Origin of the sequence: Rouxiella sp. Mn2063 (genome assembly GCF_049319665.1) — a bacterium.
In the GTDB taxonomy this organism is placed as follows: Bacteria; Pseudomonadota; Gammaproteobacteria; order Enterobacterales; family Enterobacteriaceae; genus JBMOUD01.
In genome coordinates this window covers 220,674-244,564 of record NZ_JBMOUD010000004.1, presented here as the reverse complement: position 1 = coordinate 244,564, position 23,891 = coordinate 220,674, and the positions used below count along the sequence as shown (strand labels likewise).

The following is a 23,891-nucleotide window of genomic DNA, read 5'->3' as shown; positions in this document are numbered from 1 at the left end:
TGCGCTTACTTACCCGGATCACTTAGCTTAGTAAGCTCATCGGGATTATGAGCTCCATCTTTGGAGCTCACCCTGCGGGCCTGCGCAAAGCGCTGTTCAAATCAGTTCCAGACTGATTTGTCATGCTCTTGCCGCCTTGATACAACTCCAATTATTTGGGGTATAAATAAAAAAGGGCGAAGTGGTTATCACATCGCCCTAAGGAATCAACTTATGAGTTTTGCATTTGACGAAATGCGATTACCAATTTTTCTTGATCAAACGGTCAATACTGTAAGCACCTGGGCCTGCAGCGAACAGCAACAGGTAGCCACCGGCAATAGTCAGGTTCTTCAAGAACATGATTTGGTTAACTTCTTTTGCGAAGTCAACGTGGAAGATTAATGCAGTCAAAATGGTGAAGCCTGCGGTAAAGATAGCCGTGGTACGAGTCAAGAAACCGAACAGAATTGCCAGACCGCCGCCAAACTCCAGCAGGATAGTCAGTGGCAGAAGCGCGCCAGGTACGCCCATTGAGCTCATATAGCCCGCAGTGCCAGTGTAGTTAGTGATTTTTCCCCAACCAGCAGTAATAAACAGGATTGGCATCAGAATACGTGCGACCAGAAAGACGGTATTTTGTAACTTGTTCATCTTTGACTCCAAATGTAATGCAATTAATTGATAAATAAGGTTATTATTCCACTCAGGTATTATTCACTTTCGCTACCATGTTGGGTGATGATCAGATAGTAGTCGTTGCTAATGATTTTTGTTATCGAGTAAAACTGTCTGAATTCATCAAATAAATTGAATTAGGCACGAAATGCTTACAAATAAGCATAGTATGCCTTGAAAAAAGTAGGGAGATTGGATCGGGGGAAATACAAACGGGCAAGATTCAGAAGCTCAATCATGCCCGTTTAGGGAGCGAGTAACCTATTGCAATATCGCTTGCTACTCACTTAGTAAAGGTGCGGCGCATTAAACGCACGGTACTCCAGACGCCAAACCCACGCTTGGCCCAGCGTAGCAAGAAGCTTGGATGGCGAATGCTATAGATAGCCAATACGCTGGAACCGACGGCCAAATACTTGCGCATATCGACCAGTTTAATCCAGGCGCGGTCGACTTTTTCGGTAGCCTGTAGCCAATCATGACTTGCTATGCTCAGCTCGCTACGTTGGCGCTCGATTTGGCGCAAGAGTCTGGCTTTACGGATAGCGGCGGCCGGTTTCGGTGCCTTGTTTTTGCTCATTCATCATCCTTTTCCAACAACGCTCGATCAATTTCAAGCTGTTTGCGAGTCGCACCCAGAATCATTGAACGTTTAGCTTTGGAAAGGGTACAAACCGCAAAAATAATTGCTAGCACCAGTAAAACAGCGGTTGTTACCACCATCGCCGTGAGTCGGTATTCTGGCTCAATAGCTGAGAAAATCAGAATTAACAGACTCATTAAACCGAAGGCGGTGAGGATCAATGTGACGCCAACCATCAGCAGGAGTTGGAAGAGGTTCGTTTTCTGCTCTTCTAACTCGACTACGGCCAGGCGCACCCGCGTTTCGACTATGCCAACTAACACACTGATAATGCGCTGAGCACTATCGAATATGCCTTTTCCTGGCCCTTGAGGTGGTGCTTTTAAAGGTTCAGCCATAATTAACGGCGAGCTAGCAGAACGCCGATAACAACGCCGATAGCGGCACCAATACCAACACCTGTCCAAGGTTTATCATGAACGTAATCATCAGCACGGCTGGCGATTTCTTTCGAATGATGAGCGATTTTCTCACCGGTTTCGCCCAAGCGTTCACGGGAATCTTTCAACAGACCTTCAGCCTTGCTGCGAAGTTTATCTAGTTCAGCTTTAGACTTATCAGTTGATGAAGAAAGCACTTCTTCAAGTGTATCCGCCAAGGATTTAAGTTCAGTGCGCAGATCGTCGGAAGTTGTATTTTTAGCCATGTGTATTTCACTCCATTCATTTCTGATACGAATATTTACCATAGCGGGTTTCCGGTAGATCGCAAATGCTGATGCACGTCTCTAACGGAAACCAACGGCGGGAATTTCCACGAAAATCCAACGTTCTCACGTTGGATATCTCACATTATTATTGAGCCTGTGCTTGCTGCAATTCTTTGCGTGCGCTGTCTAATCTTGCCTGTTTCTTCTCAATCTTATCTTGTCTTCCTGAGGCCTGAGCTTCTTTCAAATCCTGCTCACGTTCTTCAACCTTTTTTTGTTTCTGAGCAATATGGCGCTGCTTTTTCTCGGCCAAACCACTATCCGTACAATTTTGTTGAGTCTCGGTCAGCGCTTTTTGCAGCCCATCGATCTGTCCTTTGTTGTTGTGCTGGTGAGCAAACTCAAGTTGAGTTTTTATCTGTTGGATTTTTACAGCGCAAGTTTCTGGGGCGGCGAAGGCGGCAGAACTGAATGCCAATACGGGTAATATAAATACAGCGGAGAGCTTTAGCTTCATGAGGTCACATCCATTTTTCCAATTAAAACGAGGTATTAGCAATTTCTTCCTAAAACTATTTTCTCATAGTTAACTTGCCGAGATCTTGAGGTTAATCTGAAAAGCTTGGATAAAACTAGCCAAGGTGGAAGTCATCGTGGGCTAATTTATCTACCCACTCGGTTTGTTGCGGCAGAGTGGAGACATTAATTTCATAGCCAATGGGCAGGATTTGTTTCAACGCGTTTTGCGCCTGTTGTCGTTGTGCTGATGAACTCAGCGCAACAATCAACATATTGTTTTTTCGAGTGATACTTTGAACAGTGATCCCGCGCTGGTTTAGCCCTTGATAGAGATAAAAGCCGTCTGGCAGCTCTTGGCCAACTTGAGATGAGCTAATTTGTAGCGCGTTATCGATAGGTGATGCTGGAGGAAAAACGAAAAAATTGACGAGTAATCCTACGGCAGCCAACAGAATTGAGGCGTAGACGAACGCGCGGTAAGGCTTTTTGGCGATGTTCTTTATGGCCTCATTCTGTGGCTGACTCATTATGCATTGTTCCCTTTACTCTGACCTTGGGTTCTTCTCTTACGCCACAGCACCACGAGAGAGCCGATAAAGCCAATCACCAGCAATGCCAGAGGCAATATCATCAGGCAATACATCAGTTCATCTTCATAACGCAGGAATAGCGGGGTTTTGCCCAGAACATAGCCTAAGGTGGTCAAAATTAAGATCCACAATAAGCCGCTGAGCCAATTAAATATCTGAAAACGCGTATTACTCAGGCCTGAGAGTCCGGCGATGGTTGGCAGTAGAGTACGCACAAAGGCGATAAAACGAGCAACAAGTAACGCAGATAAACCATGGCGGTGGAACAGGCGATGCGCTCGTTCGTGGTATTGCGCTGGCAAATGCGCCAGCCAGCCTTGGACGATGCGAGTATTGCCCAGCCATTTGCCTTGAATATAACTGAGCCAGCAGCCGAGGCTAGCGGCGGTAGTCAGCAGGAAAACGGTAAGTGGGAAATTCATTGCATCTTTGGCGATTAATACGCCGACCAAAATCAATAAACTATCACCGGGCAAAAATGCCGCAGGTAATAGACCGTTTTCCATAAAAATAATTAAAAACAGAATGAAATAAAGCGTCCACACCAAAGAGGGATTGGCTAGCGTTTCATAGTCCTGTTGCCATAAGGCCTGTACAAGCGAGCTAATGATTTCCATTTAACGTAAGAAACTCCATAGTTTTTATTCATTCAACACCGTGCTCGCCTTATTTGAGTGGAGCACGACAATCCAATACTGAAATACGATACTGATTGGCGTTGAGGTTCAGCCTTATCCGTGGCGGGAGATGGGGTCAAACAACCGGGCAATGCGATGATTTCTGCTGCACATTACCAGTAAAAAAAGTGGTCTAACTGTAACAAAATACCAATGGCTGAGACAGGTAAATATACAGTGTTCAGCGTGTTGGTTTAACTTTGATAGCGCTTTATCTCAGGGTTTTACACTCTCTGACATTACTCGACAGTGTTTGACAGCGAAATGGAGGTAAATCGCATAAAAGCGTGGGAAATATCTGATGTTTGCAGCGTTGTTACCGGATGTGCTCGAGGGATTGTTGATGACAGCGAAAGAGGGGGAATGCTTTACGGTCAGCACCAGGCTGACCGCAATAATCAACGCGGCCGATTAACGGCGAACGGCAATAGCTTCGATTTCGATCTTCACATCTTTTGGCAGACGGGCAACTTCAACGCATGAACGCGCTGGGAATGGCGCTTTATGCTCAGTAAAGAATGCTTCATACGTAGCATTAACCGTCGCGAAGTCATTGAGATCTTTCACGAATACGGTTGTTTTAACGATATCAGCTACTTTCAAACCAGCGGCTTCAACGATAGCCTGTACGTTTTCTAGCGATTGACGCGCCTGCGCGGCAATATCTTCCGCCACATTGCCGGTTTTTGGGTCAACCGGGATCTGGCCTGAAGTTATGATCATGCTTCCAAGATCAACGCCTTGAACATAAGGACCAATAGCGGCTGGGGCGAGTTCAGTACTGATTTCACGGGACATGATATCTCCTGGTTTTGAGTAAAATAACGTGAGCAGACAGTATATAGCGCAGTAGGTATACCCGCCATCCTTCAAGTTTATCTACGGCTTGATGTATAACGTTTTAGTCTGCTTGCATCACCACGTTATGTTCGAATTCCTTCTCGCAGTATTTGCATTGCAACTGTACCTCGGCGGCACGTTTCTTGACTGCAAAACTCGATACGACCGGCTCAAAACGGCTGATGCAGTTGCTGTTCGGGCAGCGCAGCACGCCATTGATTTGGTCTGGCAATGTCGGCATCAGTTTTTTGACGACTACGTAATCGTCGATGCGATTAACCGTGGCTTTTGGGGCATATACCGCTAGCTGATTAACCTGCTGCTCGGTCAGGAACGTATTTTCGATTTTAATAATATCTTTACGGCCCAATTCATTGGACGGCAAATTTAAGCCGATAGTGATACGTTGATCCGTTTCAGTCAGCTTAAACAACGACAGCAGTTTAAAGCCGATTTGCGCGGGAATATGGTCGATCACTGTGCCGCATTTGATGGCTTCAACCTGGAGCTTGTTGTCTTGAGTCATGGTGGAGTTCTCCTTATTGCGCAGTGTCAGCGTTTAAAACCAGTGCTAGCAGCGCCTGGCGTGCATAAATACCATTTCCTGCCTGCTGGAAGTACCAAGCGTGCGGCGTCTTATCGACATCAATGGTGATTTCATCAATGCGTGGTAGCGGATGTAGCACTTTTAAGTGGGGCTGGGCATTGGCCAAATCTGTGGCACGCAAAATAAACTGCGCTTTAACATTGGCGTATTCAGAGGGGTCCAGACGCTCTTTCTGTACCCGAGTCATATAGAGAATATCGAGTTCAGGCACGACCTCGTCGATACTTTCATGCAGGCTGTATTCAATGCCTTTTTCTTCAAGCAAATTGAGGATATAGCTCGGCATGGCTAGCGCATCTGGCGCAATAAAATAGAAACGGTTGCCGGTAAATTTCGCCAGCGCCTGGGCCAGTGAATGTACCGTGCGGCCATATTTCAAATCACCGACCATCGCGATATTAATGTTATCCAAACGGCCCTGAGTTTCTTTAATGGTAAACAAATCCAGCAGCGTTTGCGTTGGATGCTGGTTAGCCCCGTCACCGGCGTTAAGTACCGGGATACCGCCAGAAAACTCGGTCGCCAGACGCGCTGCGCCTTCTTGTGGATGGCGCATCACAATCGCGTCGACGTAAGTACCGATAACCGAAATAGTATCTGCCAGCGTCTCGCCTTTTTTACCTAAAGAGGTATTGCTGCCGTCGGCAAAGCCAACCACTGAGGCACCAAGGCGGTGGATCGCGGTTTCAAAGGAGAGGCGAGTGCGCGTTGATGCTTCGAAGAAGCAACTGGCTATCACTTTATGCTTCAACAACTCCGGCTGTGGATTCGCTTTCAGACTGGCGGCGGTATCGAGCACCAGTTCCAGCTCTTCGCGGCTGAGATCATTGATTGAGATAATGTGTTTTTGGTACAGCGGGTTAGCCATATCACTCTCCTAAATTCCGCCCTGACTTCGTGCGGCCGGTGGTTATATTCAGATTGCAGACAAAAAAAAGCCCCTCAATGAGGGGCTTTCTGCGATCGGGTCAGCAATGGGAGAAACACGGGCTGAACGCCGCCAGTTGGCAGGTGATGTTGTATCAGCATGTGGCGATTATTCATGTCTTTCTCCCGGCAAATTGTGGCGCATTATACGCGCAGCAATTTTAGCTGCAAGGGGAAGGGGTCACCTTTTTGCATCATTATGCGCTTTACCGAGAGTGATGTGGCGAGCTACTAAAGCCTGGCAAAACGTGCCGCCACCCGATGTTAAAACGCCCCATCGGGTGACAGACAAAAGAGGTGTTACAGGGAACCGAGGGTGGCGACCATCACTGCTTTGATGGTGTGTAAGCGGTTTTCCGCTTGGTCGAATACTACGCTATGCGTGGATTCAAACACTTCATCGGTCACTTCCATACCACCGTGCAAATCATATTCTTCGGCCATTTGGCTGCCGAGCGTGGTTTGATCATCATGGAATGCTGGTAGGCAATGCAAGAACTTAACCTGCGGATTGCCGGTCAGGGCGAGGGTATTCATATTGACCTGATAAGGGCGCAGCAGACTAATTCGTTCTTTCCAGGTCTCTTTTGGCTCGCCCATCGATACCCAAACATCGGTATATAAGAAATCAGCCCCTTTGACACCTGCGGCGATATCTTCCGTTAAGGTGATAGACCCGCCGTTGGCGGCAGCCAGTTCCTGACAGGTTGCTACCAGCTCGGCATCCGGCCAGCAGGCTGTCGGTGCGACTAAACGTAAATCCAACCCACACAGTGCCGCCGCTTCGAGCAAGGAGTTGCCCATATTGTTACGCGCATCTCCCAGATAGGCCAAGGTCATTTGCGACAGCTTTTTAGTGGGTAGATGTTCCTGCATGGTCAGCAAATCGGCCAGTAGCTGCGTTGGGTGGAATTCAGTGGTCAGTCCGTTCCATACCGGTACGCCAGAATATTCCGCCAACGTATCGACATTTTTCTGCGCAAAACCGCGATATTGAATACCGTCGTAAAGACGACCCAGTACGCGAGCCGTATCTTTCATTGATTCTTTATGGCCAATTTGGCTGCCGCTTGGGCCGAGATAAGTGACTTGAGCACCCTGATCGAAGGCGGCAACTTCGAAAGAGCATCGGGTACGAGTCGAGTCTTTTTCGAAGATGAGCGCGATGTTTTTCCCTTGCAGGCGGGCTTTTTCAGTGCCGTTTTTTTTAGCGGCCTTAAGATCGGCTGACAGGGTTAACAGGAACGTTAGTTCGCTCGGGGTAAAATCCAGCAGCCTAAGAAAATGGCGCTTACTCAATAAACTCATCATATCTCGCTCCGGTGATTCATTATTTTCAATTGCATTAAAATTCAATTTATATGTATGAATATGCAATTACAACCCCGTGAGAAAAACTTTGTCGTTTATAGTGGAGGCGAACCCGGTGGTGTGTGAAAATAGCACCTAAACGTCATATTGATTGAGGACTGAGGCATGGCAAACCGTGAATTGCTTGAAGAACAACGTGAAGAGACCCGCTTAATCATCGAAGAGCTGCTGGATGATGGCAGCGATCCTGACGCGCTTTACACTATCGAACACCATTTCTCTTGCGAGAAATTTGATGTTCTGGAGAAAGCCGCCGTTGCGGCTTTCGCACTCGGTTATGAAGTCACTGATGCCGAAGAGCTGGAATTGGAAGATGGTTCTATCGTGATGTGCTGCGATGTGATCAGTGAGATCGCACTCAATGCTGAGCTGATTGATACCCAAGTTGAACAGCTGGTGGCATTGGCTGAAGCGCAGGGCGTGAATTACGACGGTTGGGGCACTTACTTCGAAGGCGACGACGAAGACGAAGATGGCGAAGAAGATGAAGACGGTGAATTCGTTGACGAAGACGATGACGGTAAGCGTCATTAATCACGCGTCGATAACCGTCTGGTCGGGCGCTTCGCCGATGCCAATATAATAAAAACCGGGCACATCGATTGCCCGGTTTTTACTTTTTAGGTCACGGCTGTTATAGCTGTTCGCCGTTGCTTTTAATCACATTGCGGTACCAGTCAAAGCTCAGCTTGCGTGAGCGCGCCATGCTGCCGCTGCCATCATCGTTCTTATCGACGTGAATAAAGCCGTAGCGCTTGCTGTATTCACCAGTGGTGAATGACACGCAGTCAATACAACCCCACGGCGTATAACCCATCAAATCCACGCCATCTTCAAACACGGCTTTCTTCATCTGCTCAATATGTGCTTTCAAATAAGCAATACGATAGTCATCGTGCACCATGCCATCTGCAGCGACTTTATCAATGGCACCAAAGCCGTTCTCAACGATAAACAGCGGTTTTTGATAACGCTCATAGAGCACGCTTAATGAATAACGTAAACCCACTGGGTCAATCTGCCAGCCCCAGTCAGAGGCTTTAACGTGCGGATTTGGTACGCTACCGGCAAAACCAGACAGCCCGTTGTCAGTCCCTGGATTATGTGCTGAGACTGCATTGCTCATGTAGTAGCTCAGGCCCATATAATCGGCACAGCCTTCACGCAGTGCCTCTAAATCGCCGTCTTCCATCTGAATGTTAAAGCCGCGACGTTGCCACTCTTTCAAAATATATGATGGGTAATAACCACGCATATGCACGTCACCAAACAGGAAGCGTTCGCGCATGGATTCTACGGAATACATCATGTCATCAGGATGGCAGGAGAAAGGATACAGCGGGACCATTGCCACCATGCAGCCAACCTGGAAGTCTGGATTGATCTGATGGCCTAGCTTGACCACTTTAGCGCTGGCAACAAACTGGTGATGCAGCACCTGATACATCGTTTCTTCGGGGTTTTCCTGCTCGGTATATACCACGCCAGAGCAACAATAGCCGAACAGCGGATACTTCCAGTTACGCTGGTTGTTGATCTCGTTAAAGGTCATCCAGTATTTTACTTTGTTCCGGTAGCGCTCCATCACCACTTCGCTGAATTTCACAAAGAAATCGACTACTTTGCGATTCTTCCAGCCGCCATACTCTTTCACTAAATGCCACGGCATTTCGAAATGCGACAGAGTAATGACCGGCTCGATACCGTATTTGAGTAACTCATCGAACATATCATCGTAGAACTGCAAACCGGCTTCATTAGGTTGCTGTTCATCCCCGTTGGGGAAGATGCGCGTCCAGGCAATTGAGGTACGGAAACACTTAAAACCCATCTCGGCGAACAGCGCAATGTCCTGCTTGTAGTGGGTATAAAACTCTACGGCTTCGTGGTTAGGGTAGCGATAACCTTCTTGTACGCCGTCGGTCATGATGCGATCGACACCGTGCGCACCGCCAGACAGAACGTCGGCAATGCTCACGCCTTTACCGCCTTTATTCCAGCCACCTTCTACCTGATGGGCAGCAACGGCACCGCCCCATAAGAAGTCTTTTGGTAATTGTTGCGAGCTCATGAGCTTCTCCCTTGATTGAAAGGGGGCAAAGTCTTGTCTGCCCCAACGAATAAATATCTTTTAAGCCTGCTTCAGCGCGGCCTGTGCTTTAGGTGTCTTGGCGGCAGGCGTCGGTGCTTTCACGTTGTCAGCTTCATCTTTAAAGCCCACCAGCCAGGTAATGAGTACGCCGAGTACAAAGGCGACGACAATCGATAAGACAAAGCCGAGGAACTGCGGCATATGTCCGGTTTTGAAGAACACCGGGATCACCGCAATACCAGGTATGCAATAGCTCCAGGACACCGCATTAAAGAACCCGCCAATTGCGCCACCAATGCCGCCGGCGATGCAGCTGCAAATAAAGGGTTTTTTCAGGCGCAACGCGACGCCGTACAGTCCAGGCTCGGTAATACCAAACAGTGCGGTCACGCCGGCTGACAGTGAAATCCCTTTCATTTCACGGTTGCGGGTTTTCAGGTAGACGCCAAACAGGCTGCCTGCCATCGCAAAGACTGAAGAGGCCTGCAGGCTGGTAAAGGTGTCATAACCCAGCGTTGCATAGTTACCGACGGTGACCGGCGTAATGCCCCAGTGAACACCAAAGATCACTAACAGCTGCCAGAATGCACCAACGACAAAACCGGCAATCGCTGGGCTGAGGTGATACAGCGTGTTGTAAACCCCGCCAATTGCGCCACCGATAAGATTGCCCACCGGGCCGAATACCAGCAGCGTCAGAGGCACCATAATGGCAATACAGAACATTGGCGTGAACAGGTTACGCACCACGCTCGGCAGGACTTTTTCGAAGAAGCGTTCAATATAAGACATGGCCCAGACCATCAGAATGATCGGGATGACGGAGGCGGTATAGCTGAGGTATTGAATCGGAATGCCAAAGAAATCCAGCGCTGGTGCTGAAACCGGAATACCAGCCACGCTATTGAGAATATGCACTATCTGAGGATTATTCAGCGCTTCATGCATCAACTGCTGCATTGCCGGATCGGCTGAGTTGACCGTGGCAATTTTATTGGCCGTCAGCATATTCATGTAATCCGGGCTGATCAGCGCACAGGCGGTGATCACCGCGGTAAACGGGTTAACATTAAATTTTTTCGCCGCAGTAAAAGCAATCATCACTGGCAAGAAGGTAAAGGCAGTCCAGGAGACGAAGTTAAGAATGCGGTAGGTACCGCTATTGGCATCCATCCAACCTATAGCCGCTAATAACGAGATAATGCCCTGTAGGATACCGCAGGCGGCAAGAGGGTAGAGGAATGGGGCAAAAATACTGGAGATGATATCCATCAGGCGACTGACAATACCGACTTTAGGCGCGGCCACCGGTGCGCTGTCATCAATGTTTATCAGTTTCAGCACTTGTTTAAAGGCATCTCCCACGTGATTGCCAATAACCACCTGCATTTGGCCACCGGCTTCAATTACAGTAATAACGCCTTTGACACGATTTAATTCTTCTTTATCGACTATCGTATTATCTTTTAAAATAAATCTTAATCGAGTTGCGCAATGTGTGACAGTAATCACATTATTATCGCAACCAATATATTTTAAAATTTCTTGCGCCGTTTGGGCGTAATCAATCGCCATCATTATTCTCCTGATGCAGGGACAGACTGAGGTTTTTTATTTTTTTTGGTTTATTAAGATGTCGATTGGAGTGTAGCAAAAAGCAAAATCAAGTCACGATATAACGAAATGCCTGGCTGGTGATTTGTCACAAGGAAAAAACACCTTGTTTTATGGCATTTTCTTTAATTCTATTAATGCTTCGGTTTGATTAATAATGGCAGTTTCTTGCCAATGGTTTCAATAATATAAATAACGGGGATCTGGGTAGTAATATTGTACTGTCCTTCTAATAAGGACGGTGCCATATGATAGGAAATGTTAAGATCTGCCATGCGTGCCAATGTTGAGCTTTCGCTATTAGTTAAACTAATTAGCTTACATTTATGTAAGCGGAACTGGCTGGCAATACGTATTATTTCCTCTGTCTCTCCGGAAACAGAAAGAATAATGGCGACAGCATCCTGATACATGTCACTATTAATAGGATAGTAAGGATCGTCTATATAGGTACTGAATTTCCCTATATTAGAAAAGAAACGTGCGCTATATTTTCCCAACGCACCAGAAGTACCGACGCCCACAAATATGACGCGTGAAGTAGCGGCAATTTCCACTGCGGCCTGCTCAAGTAATTCATCAAACTCGCTATTATTAATGCTTTTAAAATAGCTGATGATTTCACTGACGCCAAAACTGACCGGCGGTTTTTCTTCATGTTCGAGATATAATTTGAAACGGATACGGAACTCAGAATAGCCATCGCATTGCATCTTTTTGCAGAAGCGTAAAATAGTTGTCGTCGATACTCCTGCTACATCAGCCAGCTCACGAATGGTCATATACATCACTTTGTCGGTATTTTTTATGATGTAGTTGTAAACCATCAACTCTAATTCATTGAGTGATGCAATGGCTTTGTAGGTAAACATAGTGATGCGCTGACTCCGTCCGTTAGAGAGATTTTAGCATCGTGACTTCACAATCGACATGACCGGTAAAGCCTAGCGGCCCATCAATATGTTCAAAGCCCAGACGTTCATATAGGGCAATAGCTTGCGTCAGGCTCGCGGTGGTCTCCAGATAGCAGCGGCTAAAATGCTGCGAGCGACCGTAATCGAGCGCCTGTAATGCCAATTTTTTTGCCAGCCCTTGTCCGCGAACCGACGGCAGGAAATACATTTTCTGCAACTCACACACCGAACCATCGCCGCCGCTTAAAGGTGCAACGCCGCCGCCACCAACTACGTTACCATCAAGTTCTACCACCCAATAGGCGCTATGCGGCTGGTTGTAGGTTTCATATAAATGATCGAGGTTAGGATCGGCTACCGTATAGCCTTTGTCTGCCGTCAAACCAAACTCCGCCGAGACTTGGCGAATAACATTGGCAATGGCCGCATTGTCTTCTAACTGGATAAGACGGACCAGAAGGTTGGTGGGCGTTACGGTAGACATAAGATTCACTCGGATGTTGTGTTTCGTGCATTCAGACCGTCTTAATACCATTTAAAGGCAAGAAGATGCAATGCTCGGTAAGAGGTAAGAAAGGCCGCTTACGCGGCCTTTCATCTGACATCACTAACCGTTTTTGCCAAGGCAATTACAGCGCAGCGATAGTCTCTTTCTGTTCTTGCAGTTTGGTTTTTGCTTCACCACAAGCGACCAGACGTTCACGTTCTTTCGCAACGACAGCTTCTGGGGCGCGCGCCACAAAGCCTTCATTAGAGAGCTTGCTTTCGATTGCGGCAATTTCAGCATCAATCTTCGCGATCTCTTTATCTAAACGCGCCAGTTCAACGGCTTTATCGATGAGGCCAGCCATTGGGATCAACAGTTCAGCACCTTCCACCAGCTTAGTGACGGAAACTGGGCCTTTATCGCCAGCTGGCAGCACTGTGATCGACTCAAGACGCGCCAGAGATTGAATGAAGCTCTGGTTCTGCTCAACACGACGCTGTGCATCCGCGCTTGCGCCACGCAGCAACAGCTCCAGTGGTTTGCCCGGAGACAGGTTCATCTCTGCGCGCACGTTACGGATAGCGATGATGGCTTCTTTGATCCACTCCAGATCGGTCAGCGCACCTTGGTCTGCTTTATCGGCGTCATATTCTGGGAAAGGTTGCAGCATGATAGTCTCAGCCGTAATGCCTTTGAGCGTTTTCACGCGCTGCCAGATAGTTTCAGTGATAAATGGAATGATTGGGTGCGCCAGGCGCAGCAAGCCTTCCAATACTTCAACCAGCGTATGGCGCGTACCGCGTAGCTGTGCTTCGGTGCCACCGTTCATTACCGGCTTGGTCAGCTCCAGATACCAGTCGCAGAACTGGTTCCAGGTGAATTCGTACAGAATATTGGCTGCCAGGTCAAAACGGTAACCATCCAAGGCTTCACGGTAAGCTTTCACCGTGCGGTTATATTCCGCCAGGATCCAACGGTCGGCCAATGACAAGTCCAGTTCGCCGCCATTCTGGCCGCAATCTTGATCTTCGGTATTCATCAACACGAAACGGCTGGCGTTCCATAGCTTGTTACAGAAGTTGCGGTAACCTTCCAGGCGCTTCATATCCCAGTTGATATCACGACCGGTTGATGCCAAGGCGGCCAGCGTGAAGCGCAGCGCATCGGTACCATGTGGTTCAATGCCGTTCGGGAATTGCTTCTCGGTACGTTTGCGGATCTTTTCTGCCAGCTGTGGCTGCATCATGTTGCCGGTACGTTTTTCTAACAGATCTTCCAGCGAGATCCCATCGATCATATCCAATGGATCGATGACGTTACCTTTAGACTTGGACATTTTCTGCCCTTCGTCATCACGGATAAGCCCGGTCATGTAAACGGTATGGAAAGGCACCTGTGGCTTGCCGTCTTCGTCTTTGATGAAGTGCATGGTCAGCATGATCATGCGCGCAATCCAGAAGAAGATAATATCGAAGCCGCTAACGACCACGCTTGAAGGGTGGAAAGCTTTCAGCGCTTCAGTTTCATTTGGCCAGCCCAATGTAGAGAAGGTCCACAGGCCAGAAGAGAACCAGGTATCCAGCACGTCTTCGTCTTGGTTCAGCGCAATATCTGCACCAAGGTTATTTTCGCGGCGCACTTCTTCTTCATCGCGGCCCACGTAAACATTGCCCTGAGCATCATACCAGGCTGGGATACGGTGACCCCACCACAGCTGACGAGAGATACACCAGTCCTGGATATCACGCATCCAACTGAAGTACATGTTTTCGTACTGTTTTGGTACGAACTGGATCTCACCTTGCTCAACCGCTTCTACCGCTACTTTTGCCAACGGTGCAGTACGTACGTACCACTGGTCGGTCAGCATTGGCTCGATAACGACGCCACCGCGGTCACCGTAAGGTACGGTTAAATCGTGAGGTTTGATCTCTTCCAGCAGGCCTGCTGCTTCGAAGGCTGCAACCACGGCTTTACGCGCGGCAAAGCGCTCAAGGCCACGGAACTGCTCTGGGATTTCACCGCTGACGGCGGTGCTCTCTTCGCCTTTGGTATCGAACACTTCGCCAAGCTGACGAATATCGCCATCAAAGGTCAGAATATTGATCATCGGCAGGCTGTGACGTTTACCGACTTCATAGTCGTTAAAGTCGTGAGCTGGGGTGATCTTCACGCAGCCGGTGCCTTTTTCCATATCGGCGTGTTCATCGCCAACGATCGGAATACGACGGCCCACTAATGGCAGGATCAGCTCTTTGCCGATCAAATCTTTATAGCGCGGATCTTCTGGGTTAACCGCCACGCCGGTATCACCGAGCACGGTTTCCGGACGGGTGGTGGCGACGACCAGATAATCTTTACCTTCGGCAGTCTTCGCGCCGTCGGCCAGTGGATAGCGCAGGTGCCACATGGAACCCTTGGACTCGCGGTTTTCTACTTCCAGGTCAGAAATCGCGGTGCGCAGTTTTGGATCCCAGTTAACCAGACGTTTGCCACGGTAAATCAGGTTTTCTTTATACAGACGGACAAAGACTTCACGCACCGCATTGGACAGACCTTCGTCCATAGTGAAACGCTCACGCTCCCAGTCAACGGAGTCGCCAAGACGGCGCATCTGGCGGGTAATGGTGCCACCAGATTCTTCTTTCCACTGCCAGATTTTGTCGATGAAAGCTTCACGGCCGTAATCCTGACGCGTTTTACCTTCTTCTGCGGCGATCTTGCGCTCAACAACCATTTGGGTCGCGATACCGGCGTGGTCAGTACCAGCCTGCCACAAGGTATTTTTACCCTGCATGCGCTGGTAGCGGATCATCGCATCCATAATGGTTTGCTGGAAAGCGTGACCCATGTGCAAGCTACCGGTGACGTTCGGCGGCGGGATCATGATGGCGAAGCTTTCTTTGGTCGTGTCGCCATGTGGCTTGAAGTAGCCTTGCTTTTCCCAGTGCTCGTAAAGAGGCTGCTCGATATCTTGCGGGTTATATGTCTTATCCATTTCGCTTCGTTTTTTTAGTCGGTCGATGTAGTGACCGACGGCGGCGTTGCCGTGGTCAAGGTAAAGCCGACGCTGCGATAGGCTTTGTAGCGTTCGCGCGCCAACTGTTTTAAGGAATCTTCATAAGGTACGAAGTCTACCACTTCATGGAAAGCGGTGGCAAAATCTGCAAATTGTGGCAGCAAACTGATCAACAAGTCTCGCGGTGCATTACCACGTTTTCCCGGCCAGCATAACTCTACCGGAGCCCCGAATTTCGGGCCTTCGCCAGCCAGATTATGCGGCACAAACTGACTTGGGTCGCGCTTCCACAAGGCTTCGTCCAGGCGCTCGGCCTGTTTTTGGTCTTCACAGGCCAGCAGCACACGTTTCCCGGCGCGGCAACGCTCTGCGGCCACCTGGCAAGCCAGCGCCTCGTGCGTACTCAGCCCATCGCCAGCGCCAGGCGAGTCGAGAAGAAAGAAAGTTGCTTGTTTCATTGGCATGATCCGAAAAGAAATAGGCCCTCCGGCCGAGTTGGCCGCGAGGGACATTTTATTTACAACGTAAAGTGGCCAGCAAAATGGCTTAATCGTCGCCGTTCAGACCTGCACGGTTCAACAAAAACTGTGACAACAACGCGACTGGACGACCGGTCGCGCCTTTGCTCTTACCTGAACGCCATGCGGTACCGGCAATATCCAAGTGCGCCCAGCTGTACTTGCGGGTAAAGCGCGACAAGAAGCAGCCCGCGGTGATAGCGCCACCCGGACGTCCGCCGATATTCGCCATATCTGCAAAGTTTGAATCCAGCTGATCTTGATACTCATCTGCCAACGGCAGACGCCACGCGCGGTCGCCCGCCTGCTCAGATGCACTAATCAACTCGTGCGCCAGCGGGTTGTGGTTCGACAGCAGGCCGGTAATGTGATGACCCAACGCAATCACACAAGCACCGGTCAACGTAGCAACGTCGATCACTAACTCTGGATCAAAACGCTCGACATACGTCAGCGCATCACAAAGCACCAAACGGCCTTCAGCATCGGTATTGAGCACTTCAACCGTTTGGCCGGACATCGTGGTCAGAATGTCGCCCGGGCGGAACGCTTGTCCGCCTGGCATGTTTTCACAGCCAGCCAGCACGCCAACCACGTTCAGCGGCAGGTTCAATTCAGCGACAACGCGCATCACGCCATAAACGGTGGCTGCACCGCACATGTCGTACTTCATTTCGTCCATGTCTGCCGCAGGCTTAATGGAAATACCACCGGAGTCGAAAGTCAGACCTTTACCGACCAGAACAATCGGTTTGGCATCCGAATTAGGATTCCCTTTATATTCCATAATCGACATCAGCGATTCGTTTTTCGAACCGGCGCCGACGGCCAGGTAGGAGTTCATCCCCAGCTCTTTCATCTGCTGCTCACCAATAACGCGAGTAGTGATGTTGGTGCTAAAGGCGTCAGCCAATTGACGTGCCTGTGATGCCAGGTAAGCCGGGTTACAGATATTTGGCGGCATATTGCCTAAATCTTTCGCCGCTTTAATACCAGAAGATACCGCCAGACCGTGCTGAATCGCGCGCTCGCCGCTGGTTAATTCACGACGCGTTGGTACGTTAAAGACCATTTTACGCAGCGGACGACGTGGTTCAGTTTTGTTGCTTTTTAACTGATCAAAGGTATACAACGACTCTTTGGATGTCTCTACTGCCTGACGAACTTTCCAATAGGTATTGCGGCCTTTGACGTGTAGCTCGGTCAGGAAGCAAACGGCTTCCATTGATCCGGTGTCATTCAATGTATTGATGGTTTTTTGAATAACTTGTTTATACTGACGTTCATCCAGCTCACGTTCTTTGCCACAACCGATGAGTAGGATACGCTCAGACAGAATGTTCGGCACATGGTGCAACAATAGCGTTTGTCCCACTTTGCCTTCTAGTTCACCGCGGCGGAGCAGGGCGCTGATGTAGCCATCACTGATTTTGTCGAGTTGTTCGGCAATTGGTGACAGACGGCGTGGTTCGAAAACACCGACTACAATACAAGCACTGCGCTGTTTTTCCGGGCTACCGCTTTTTACACTGAACTCCATGCACTCTCCTGAATCTTAAAGACAAATGAGGGAGGTACGGATAGAATGGTACATCCGTTATACTCTCCTGCCATCTGTGGTAATAACCTGTGATACCCTGTACGGCATAGTTATTTTATTTTGGTGGCTATAAGCATGTTCCTATAGGACACCTAAATTATGGGTGTTGTAATACTACTTTAGCTGTGAAGGTTGCCATATGATGACAAAAAATAACGGACTAGCGATGAAATTATCGATTTTCCTGCAAAAAGACAAGTTTTCACAGGCGTATTAAGCGTGATCATCATTAGATATCTGGTTAGGGAAACCTTCAAGAGCCAATTTGCGATTCTTTTCATTCTGCTATTAATCTTCTTTTGTCAGAATCTAGTCAGAGTGCTTGGAGCCGCAGTTGATGGCAAAATCCCAACAAATTTAGTCCTGCAACTACTGGGCTTAGGCGTGCCGCAAATGGCGCAGCTTATCCTGCCGTTGAGCCTATTCCTGGGTCTGCTAATGACCTTCGGCAAGCTTTACACCGATAGTGAAATTACGGTGATGCACGCCTGTGGGCTCGGAAAACGTCCACTTATTGTGGCGGCTATGTCATTGGCGTTATTTACATCACTTTTTGCTGGTGTTAACTCCATTTGGCTTGGACCTTGGTCATCTAAACACCAAGATGAAGTTCTTGCTGAAGCGAAAGCTAACCCAAGTATGGCGGCAATGGTCGAAGGCCAGTTCCAAGAAGCACAAGATGGTAATGCGGTGTTGTTTGTCGGCAGTGTGAAAAACAAAGAATTTCACAACGTCTTTTTGGCCCAGCTTCGTGCTAACGGTAACCAGCGTCCTTCGGTGGTAGTGGCAGATAAAGGCCATATGACGCAGCGAGCTGACGGCTCGCAACTGGTGATGTTGGATAAAGGTGTGCGCTATGAAGGCACCGCGATGCTGCGTGATTTCCGAATTACTCACTTTACTGACTACTTAGCGGTTGTTGGTCATCAGGCGGTCGCGCTGACGACCAGCGAATCGGATCAGATGAGCATGACACAGTTGTGGCACTCAACCGATCCTGATGCACGCTCCGAGTTCCATTGGCGACTCACACTGATTGCCTCTGTATTTATTATGGCCTTGATGGTTGTGCCGCTCAGTGTGGTTAACCCGCGTCAGGGGCGTGTGGTGAGTATGTTGCCTGCTATATTCCTTTATCTCATCTTCTTCCTCTTGCAGAGTTCGTTACGTTCTAATGGAGCGAAAGGCAAGTTTGATCCGATGATCTGGATGTGGGCCACTAACCTGTTATACCTCGGTTTAGCCCTGGTACTGAATATGTGGGATACCGTACCAATGCGCAGACTTCGTGCACGTCTAAGAGGAACTGCCTGATGTTTGGAGTATTAGACCGCTATATTGGTCGTACTATTTTCAACACCATCATGGTGACATTATTCATGCTGGTGTCGCTCTCCGGCATCATCAAATTTGTCGATCAACTTCGCAAAGTAGGACAAGGTGGGTATTCAGCATTCGGTGCGGGGATCTACACCCTGCTTAGCGTGCCAAAAGATATTGAAATCTTTTTCCCGATGGCAGCGCTGCTTGGCGCACTTTTAGGCTTGGGGACATTAGCTCAGCGCAGTGAATTAGTGGTGATGCAATCGTCGGGTTTCACCCGTATGCAAATTGCACTCTCGGTAATGAAAACCGCTATTCCGTTAGTGCTGCTTACTATGGCGATTGGCGAATGGGTGGCACCGCAGGGCGAACAAATGGCGCGTAACTATCGTGCGCAAGCGATTTACGGCGGGTCATTAATGTCTACGCAAAGTGGCCTGTGGGCGAAAGATGGTCATGACTTTGTTTATATCGGCCGCGTGACAAACGACGATACGCTAGAGTGGGTCAACATTTATCATTTTGATGATGATAATAAGCTGTTGTCAGTGCGTTATGTTTCTTCAGCCACCTATCATGACGGTATCTGGAAATTATCGCAGGTTGATGAGTCCGACTTGACTAACCCTAATCAGATTACAGGCTCACAGACGCTGACTGGCGAATGGAAAACCAGCCTAACGCCAGAAAAACTCGGTGTCGTGGCACTCGATCCTGACGCCTTGTCGATCAGTGGATTATATAACTATTCCAAATATCTGCACCAAAGTGGGCAGGAATCCAACCGTTATCAACTGAATATGTGGAGCAAGATATTTGCCCCGTTATCGGTGGCGGTGATGATGCTGATGGCGCTATCGTTTATCTTTGGTCCATTACGTAGCGTAGCTATGGGCGTACGAGTCTTGACGGGTATTTGCTTTGGTTTCCTGTTCTACGTATTAGATCAGATTTTCGGCCCGTTGAGTCTGATATATGGTATTCCGCCAATTTTTGGCGCGTTATTACCAAGTGCTCTGTTCTTCTTCATCAGTGTTTTATTACTGCTGAAACGCAGTTAGGGTTTCATAGTTTTAGGAAAACTATGGGTAAATTGGTATTTGTAAAAACCGGAAATTGGTTTTGTAAAACCAATCAAAACTGGAAATGGTTTTGGAAAACCAGAACGGTGAATTTTTCGGTTTCCGAAGAGCGGGGCTCAATGTGGCCTCGCAGCCGAAACCGAGCAAAGGAGCGTAGGCGCGCTCCTTTGCAATCCCGCGCCTTTTCTAACCCCCATATCCAGCCCAGCTGAAGCCATGTTTCAGATACCACGGCGACAGGCGCAAATTTCATGGCTCCGCCATTCCTTCCTCGGATTCGAGCCTACTCGCTAAAAACGCTCGCTGTCTCTCAACGCGTCGTCAGTGAAATTTTGAGTGCGCCTCGCTGGCTTTTAAAGTCAAAAGCTAAACTGCCTTTGCCTTTGCCTTTGCCTTTGCCTTTGCCTTTGCCTTTGCCTTTGCCTTTGCCTTTGCCTTTGCCTTTGCCTTTGAACTTGATCTTAAAAGCCGCTAAGCGCACTCAAAATTTCACCGGTAAGTGGTAAAGAGACAACAGTATTATCGTTGGCTCGTACCCGCAGGCGGGCATCCCATAGGGATGAAATTTGCGCTATAACGGAAGTGTCTGAAACATGGCTTCCACTGGATCGGATGTTAATGTTTGAAAAGGCGGGGGATTTTCAAGGGTGGCGCCACCCACCCTTGAAGCGGTTCGGGCTGCGGAGTCACATTAAACTCCGCATTTGAAGAACCGAAAAATTCTCGATCCTCTGTTTTGAAAACGGCCAATCCCGACGGGGGATTAAGCCCTGAGCCCTTCTGGCTCTAAGAAACCACCCAAACCTTGGTCTAGGTTCAAATCTCGTTATTACGCACTAGCGCCGCGACCAGATCATTGACGCCATCGCTCATATTTTTGAACTTGGTCAGCTCAGAGCGCGTGACGACAACAAACACGCCAACGCCGCGTTGTGGCACCATTGCCATGTAAGTGATGAAGCCACCGCCACCGCCGGTTTTTTCGATAATACGCGGCAATAACGGTGTTGGACCCATTGTCACCCAGCCCATACCTAACTCTTCTGCCATGCCGGGAACGTCCATCCCTTTCAACGACACCAAATCAGCACGTTTGAAATACATCTTCTGAGCCAGAGCGGCGGTTGCGCTTGGCTGACCCAATGCAGAAGGCAAGAACTGCTTCATCCAGCGCCCCATGTCGGCAGGCGTCGAATAAACGCCACCGCTACCGGTTGCTGCGACGGTGCTGATACATGGGCTCGGACGTAATCCAACCATCAGGCGTGCACATTGGCTGGCGTTTGGAGTGTAAGTGGTATCAGTCATACCCAGCGGTTTGGTTATCTCATCACTGAACAACTGGGTATAAGGCTTATTGGCGGCTTTTGACAAAGCATCTGAAAGCAAATCAAAGGCTAAGTTAGAGTAGGAAGCATGTGAACCTGGCGGCACGGTAATCTTAGCGATACGCAGCCACGCCCAGCGTTCACTGCGATTCGGCCAGGTAAACACTGAACGATGCGGTTGACCGCCCGGCTGTTCGCGAGGTAGACCGCTAGTGTGAGTCGCTAGGTTGAGCAGTGTTATCGGCGTGGTGGCGCTATAGGCCGGAATCCGGGCGTTAGCTGGCGCGTATTTGCGTAGCGGGTCACGAATATTGACCACGCCTTTTTGCGAGAGCTTTACTAGCACTTCGCTGGTCATCAGCTTGGTTAACGATGCAATACGAATCACCGAGTCCTCACGCGGACGGGTATCTGAACCGGGGCGAGTTTCTCCAAAGCTGCGAAAAACTTGTTGGTTATTATCGATGACCACCAGCGCCATACCCATCGCACCGCTGCCATAAAAAATATGTTCTGCGTGATCGTCAACCACTTGCGAGGCCAAACGTGCAGTCTGCGCCTGACTCAGTAACGGTGTAGCGGCAAAAGCCATCGCAATGAGCGAAAGAGAAAGTTTTCTAAACAAGCTGGCATCCATCGAAATAGGTAAGTGAGGAAATATCGCTATACCCAAAATAATTGACGTTGCCTCAAGGCGGCAAGGGAGCGCATCCCGATGAGCTTACTCAGGTAAGAGATTCGGGTAAGTGAGCGCAGCCAACACAGAAGCAACGTCAAGTATGACGGGTATAGATATACTAATGCCATGTGCCTAGAACATCATGAGGAAATCGCGCCTTCACGAGAAATTTTACAAAAAGTAGGCAAGTAAGGAAATGATGCGAGTATTTTATGGCGATAATTCAGTCAGTTAAGGTTGAAAAAACATCACTTAGCACTGATTTGCCGTTTTTTTCGGCACTTGAATCAATCTTGGTAGGATAAGTATTGCGTGACCCTGCTGGGAATGTATAATGCACGAGTTTTCCGCATACTACCTGTTGTGCCGAAGTGGCGAAATCGGTAGACGCAGTTGATTCAAAATCAACCGCCGAAAGGTGTGCCGGTTCGAGTCCGGCCTTCGGCACCATTAGTTAGTATGCAAAAAATTAAGTCATCTTCGGATGGCTTTTTTTTTGCCTGAAATTCGGCAGATACAGTTCTAAAAGCACGTAAAATCGTTCGTTAGCCTTTCACTGCCTACCACATATATCCTCTATTCTTAGTAAAACGGTTTCCCCCTCAAAAAAGACTTTGCAGAATGAGACACATTATTCACACTCTCTACCTTAACCATTAAGGAAGGATGGCATGCAAAACAAATATAAAGTTGCTCTCATGCTGTTAAGTACGCTTAGTGCGCCAGTGATAGCAGAAAAGAGCGGTGTATCTTTTACACACAAAGACTGGGAAGTGGTTTGCGATAATACACTGACTTGTCGTGCTGCAGGCTACGGGCAAGAGAATGAAACCGGTGGATCTGATGGCTCGGTGCTGCTCACTCGTGAGGCTGGGCCGGGTACGGCAATTAGCGCAGATGTGGTGCTGGCGGATATTGAAGATGACGACGATGACGACAGCTCTTCGCCTCCTTTAAGCTTATGGATCAATAATCAATCGGCAGGCAACCTCAGTATGACAAGTGAGGGTGACTGGCGCTTATCCGGCTCACAAACGCAGGCGCTGATCGACGCGATTAAAGGTAGTGGCAGAGTCGAATTCAAAGGGGGGACACGATCCTTTGTGCTCTCTGGTGATGGTGCTTATGCCGCGATGCTGAAGATGGACGATGTGCAAGGGCGTATTGGGACCCACGGTGCGCTGAGTAAAAAGGGTGATAAAGCAGAAAGTAGTGTATTGGCTGCTATCCCTGCACCCGTTATTCAGGCTGTGAAGGTCGATAAGGAACAGATTCGTCCTTTGACTGCGCCAGAACTGGCCGCTCTTGAACCTAAACTTCGCGCCACGCTCAATCAAGATAATGTGTGCGATCGCCTTCAACCCTCTGAAGATCATGATGAGAGAAGCGATGAAGGCATTACCATAACGCCTTTGGATGACAAACATGCTTTGCTCTCAACGCTCTGTTGGCGGGCGGCCTACAACGAAGGTTACGGTTACTGGGTCATTGATAATGCGTTGCAAGAAAATCCGCTGCTAGTGACGGACTCTGGTACTGATTACAGCGACGGTACGATTTCAATGGGGCAAAAAGGTCGGGGATTAGGTGACTGTTGGGCAACGGCAAGCTGGGTATGGGATGGACAGCACTTCCGTAAAAGCAGCGAGTCTAGCACCGGTATGTGCCGTTATATCCGTCTTGGCGGCACCTGGGACTTACCGACATTTGTCGCGGATGTCATAAAACCCGCGCAATAAGCACATCACCATTTGC

General features: G+C 48.8%; 24 protein-coding genes and 1 tRNA gene. 5 read left to right on the top strand and 20 right to left on the bottom strand.

Annotated elements, in window-relative coordinates; all coding sequences use genetic code 11:
• Nucleotides 1–240: 240 nt before the first annotated feature.
• The 11 genes from ACL9RG_RS08600 to argF form a co-directional block, all read right to left on the bottom strand.
• A complete protein-coding gene (locus ACL9RG_RS08600) occupies nucleotides 241–633 on the bottom strand; it encodes a DoxX family protein (protein ID WP_422792178.1) in 393 nt (130 codons plus the stop codon).
• Nucleotides 634–940: 307 nt separating this feature from the next.
• Nucleotides 941–1,237 (bottom strand): YqjK-like family protein, encoded by a 297-nt coding sequence (locus ACL9RG_RS08595; protein WP_422792177.1) that lies wholly within the window; start codon nucleotides 1,235–1,237, stop codon nucleotides 941–943.
• Nucleotides 1,234–1,638 (bottom strand): phage holin family protein, encoded by a 405-nt coding sequence (locus ACL9RG_RS08590; RefSeq protein ID WP_422792176.1) that lies wholly within the window; start codon nucleotides 1,636–1,638, stop codon nucleotides 1,234–1,236. The genes ACL9RG_RS08595 and ACL9RG_RS08590 overlap by 4 nt, the downstream gene beginning before the upstream one ends.
• A 2-nt stretch (nucleotides 1,639–1,640) precedes the next feature.
• Nucleotides 1,641–1,946, bottom strand: coding sequence for a DUF883 family protein (locus ACL9RG_RS08585; RefSeq protein WP_422792175.1), 306 nt, complete (start codon nucleotides 1,944–1,946; stop codon nucleotides 1,641–1,643).
• 148 nt (nucleotides 1,947–2,094) lie between these two features.
• Entirely contained in the window at nucleotides 2,095–2,466 is a 372-nt protein-coding gene (locus tag ACL9RG_RS08580; protein ID WP_422792174.1) for a DUF1090 domain-containing protein, read from the bottom strand.
• A 115-nt stretch (nucleotides 2,467–2,581) separates the two neighbouring features.
• Nucleotides 2,582–2,995 (bottom strand): EnvZ/OmpR regulon moderator MzrA, encoded by a 414-nt coding sequence (gene mzrA, locus ACL9RG_RS08575; protein ID WP_422792173.1) that lies wholly within the window; start codon nucleotides 2,993–2,995, stop codon nucleotides 2,582–2,584.
• Nucleotides 2,995–3,675: a DedA family protein gene (locus ACL9RG_RS08570; protein WP_422792172.1), complete on the bottom strand. Its 681-nt coding sequence runs from the start codon at nucleotides 3,673–3,675 to the stop codon at nucleotides 2,995–2,997. The genes mzrA and ACL9RG_RS08570 overlap by 1 nt, the downstream gene beginning before the upstream one ends.
• 471 nt (nucleotides 3,676–4,146) lie before the next feature.
• A complete protein-coding gene (gene ridA / locus ACL9RG_RS08565) occupies nucleotides 4,147–4,533 on the bottom strand; it encodes a 2-iminobutanoate/2-iminopropanoate deaminase (RefSeq protein WP_422792171.1) in 387 nt (128 codons plus the stop codon).
• A 103-nt stretch (nucleotides 4,534–4,636) separates the two neighbouring features.
• Entirely contained in the window at nucleotides 4,637–5,101 is a 465-nt protein-coding gene (pyrI, locus tag ACL9RG_RS08560) for an aspartate carbamoyltransferase regulatory subunit (RefSeq protein WP_422792170.1), read from the bottom strand.
• Between the two features lie 13 nt (nucleotides 5,102–5,114).
• A complete protein-coding gene (pyrB, locus tag ACL9RG_RS08555; RefSeq protein ID WP_422792169.1) occupies nucleotides 5,115–6,050 on the bottom strand; it encodes an aspartate carbamoyltransferase in 936 nt (311 codons plus the stop codon).
• A gap of 359 nt (nucleotides 6,051–6,409) precedes the next feature.
• Nucleotides 6,410–7,417: an ornithine carbamoyltransferase gene (argF, locus tag ACL9RG_RS08550; RefSeq protein WP_422792353.1), complete on the bottom strand. Its 1,008-nt coding sequence runs from the start codon at nucleotides 7,415–7,417 to the stop codon at nucleotides 6,410–6,412.
• 168 nt (nucleotides 7,418–7,585) lie between these two features.
• On the opposite strand from argF, the gene rraB reads away from it, so the two are divergent.
• On the top strand, nucleotides 7,586–8,014 hold the full coding sequence (rraB, locus tag ACL9RG_RS08545) for a ribonuclease E inhibitor RraB (protein ID WP_422792168.1): 429 nt from the start codon (nucleotides 7,586–7,588) through the stop codon (nucleotides 8,012–8,014).
• Nucleotides 8,015–8,114: 100 nt separating this feature from the next.
• Here rraB and ACL9RG_RS08540 read toward each other — a convergent pair whose 3' ends face one another.
• The 7 genes from ACL9RG_RS08540 to pepA form a co-directional block, all read right to left on the bottom strand.
• Nucleotides 8,115–9,551, bottom strand: a complete 1,437-nt coding sequence (locus ACL9RG_RS08540; RefSeq protein ID WP_422792167.1) for a 6-phospho-beta-glucosidase — start codon at nucleotides 9,549–9,551, stop codon at nucleotides 8,115–8,117.
• 60 nt (nucleotides 9,552–9,611) lie between these two features.
• A complete protein-coding gene (locus tag ACL9RG_RS08535; RefSeq protein WP_422792352.1) occupies nucleotides 9,612–11,147 on the bottom strand; it encodes a PTS transporter subunit EIIC in 1,536 nt (511 codons plus the stop codon).
• A 173-nt stretch (nucleotides 11,148–11,320) separates the two neighbouring features.
• Nucleotides 11,321–12,058, bottom strand: a complete 738-nt coding sequence (locus ACL9RG_RS08530; RefSeq protein WP_422792166.1) for a MurR/RpiR family transcriptional regulator — start codon at nucleotides 12,056–12,058, stop codon at nucleotides 11,321–11,323.
• 22 nt (nucleotides 12,059–12,080) lie between these two features.
• Entirely contained in the window at nucleotides 12,081–12,584 is a 504-nt protein-coding gene (locus ACL9RG_RS08525; protein ID WP_422792165.1) for a GNAT family N-acetyltransferase, read from the bottom strand.
• A 145-nt stretch (nucleotides 12,585–12,729) separates the two neighbouring features.
• Nucleotides 12,730–15,585: a valine--tRNA ligase gene (locus ACL9RG_RS08520; protein ID WP_422792164.1), complete on the bottom strand. Its 2,856-nt coding sequence runs from the start codon at nucleotides 15,583–15,585 to the stop codon at nucleotides 12,730–12,732.
• A 14-nt stretch (nucleotides 15,586–15,599) separates the two neighbouring features.
• Nucleotides 15,600–16,064, bottom strand: coding sequence for a DNA polymerase III subunit chi (locus ACL9RG_RS08515; protein ID WP_422792163.1), 465 nt, complete (start codon nucleotides 16,062–16,064; stop codon nucleotides 15,600–15,602).
• Between the two features lie 88 nt (nucleotides 16,065–16,152).
• Nucleotides 16,153–17,664 carry a leucyl aminopeptidase gene (gene pepA / locus ACL9RG_RS08510; RefSeq protein WP_422792162.1) on the bottom strand — a complete coding sequence of 504 codons (1,512 nt, stop codon included), beginning with the start codon at nucleotides 17,662–17,664 and terminating at the stop codon, nucleotides 16,153–16,155.
• 279 nt (nucleotides 17,665–17,943) lie between these two features.
• Here pepA and lptF point away from each other — a divergent pair, with 279 nt between their 5' ends.
• Nucleotides 17,944–19,038 (top strand): LPS export ABC transporter permease LptF, encoded by a 1,095-nt coding sequence (lptF, locus tag ACL9RG_RS08505; protein ID WP_422792161.1) that lies wholly within the window; start codon nucleotides 17,944–17,946, stop codon nucleotides 19,036–19,038.
• On the top strand, nucleotides 19,038–20,108 hold the full coding sequence (gene lptG / locus ACL9RG_RS08500; protein WP_422792160.1) for an LPS export ABC transporter permease LptG: 1,071 nt from the start codon (nucleotides 19,038–19,040) through the stop codon (nucleotides 20,106–20,108). Before lptF ends, lptG begins: the two co-directional genes overlap by 1 nt.
• Nucleotides 20,109–20,439: 331 nt before the next feature.
• Here lptG and ACL9RG_RS08495 read toward each other — a convergent pair whose 3' ends face one another.
• Complete coding sequence (locus tag ACL9RG_RS08495) at nucleotides 20,440–20,610, bottom strand: hypothetical protein (RefSeq protein WP_422792159.1); 171 nt, start codon at nucleotides 20,608–20,610, stop codon at nucleotides 20,440–20,442.
• Nucleotides 20,611–20,945: 335 nt separating this feature from the next.
• Entirely contained in the window at nucleotides 20,946–22,094 is a 1,149-nt protein-coding gene (gene ampH, locus ACL9RG_RS08490) for a D-alanyl-D-alanine-carboxypeptidase/endopeptidase AmpH (RefSeq protein WP_422792351.1), read from the bottom strand.
• 407 nt (nucleotides 22,095–22,501) lie between these two features.
• Here ampH and ACL9RG_RS08485 point away from each other — a divergent pair.
• Nucleotides 22,502–22,586 (top strand) — tRNA-Leu (locus ACL9RG_RS08485).
• Between the two features lie 221 nt (nucleotides 22,587–22,807).
• Nucleotides 22,808–23,875, top strand: a complete 1,068-nt coding sequence (locus tag ACL9RG_RS08480; protein WP_422792158.1) for a DUF1176 domain-containing protein — start codon at nucleotides 22,808–22,810, stop codon at nucleotides 23,873–23,875.
• Nucleotides 23,876–23,891 lie beyond the last annotated feature (16 nt).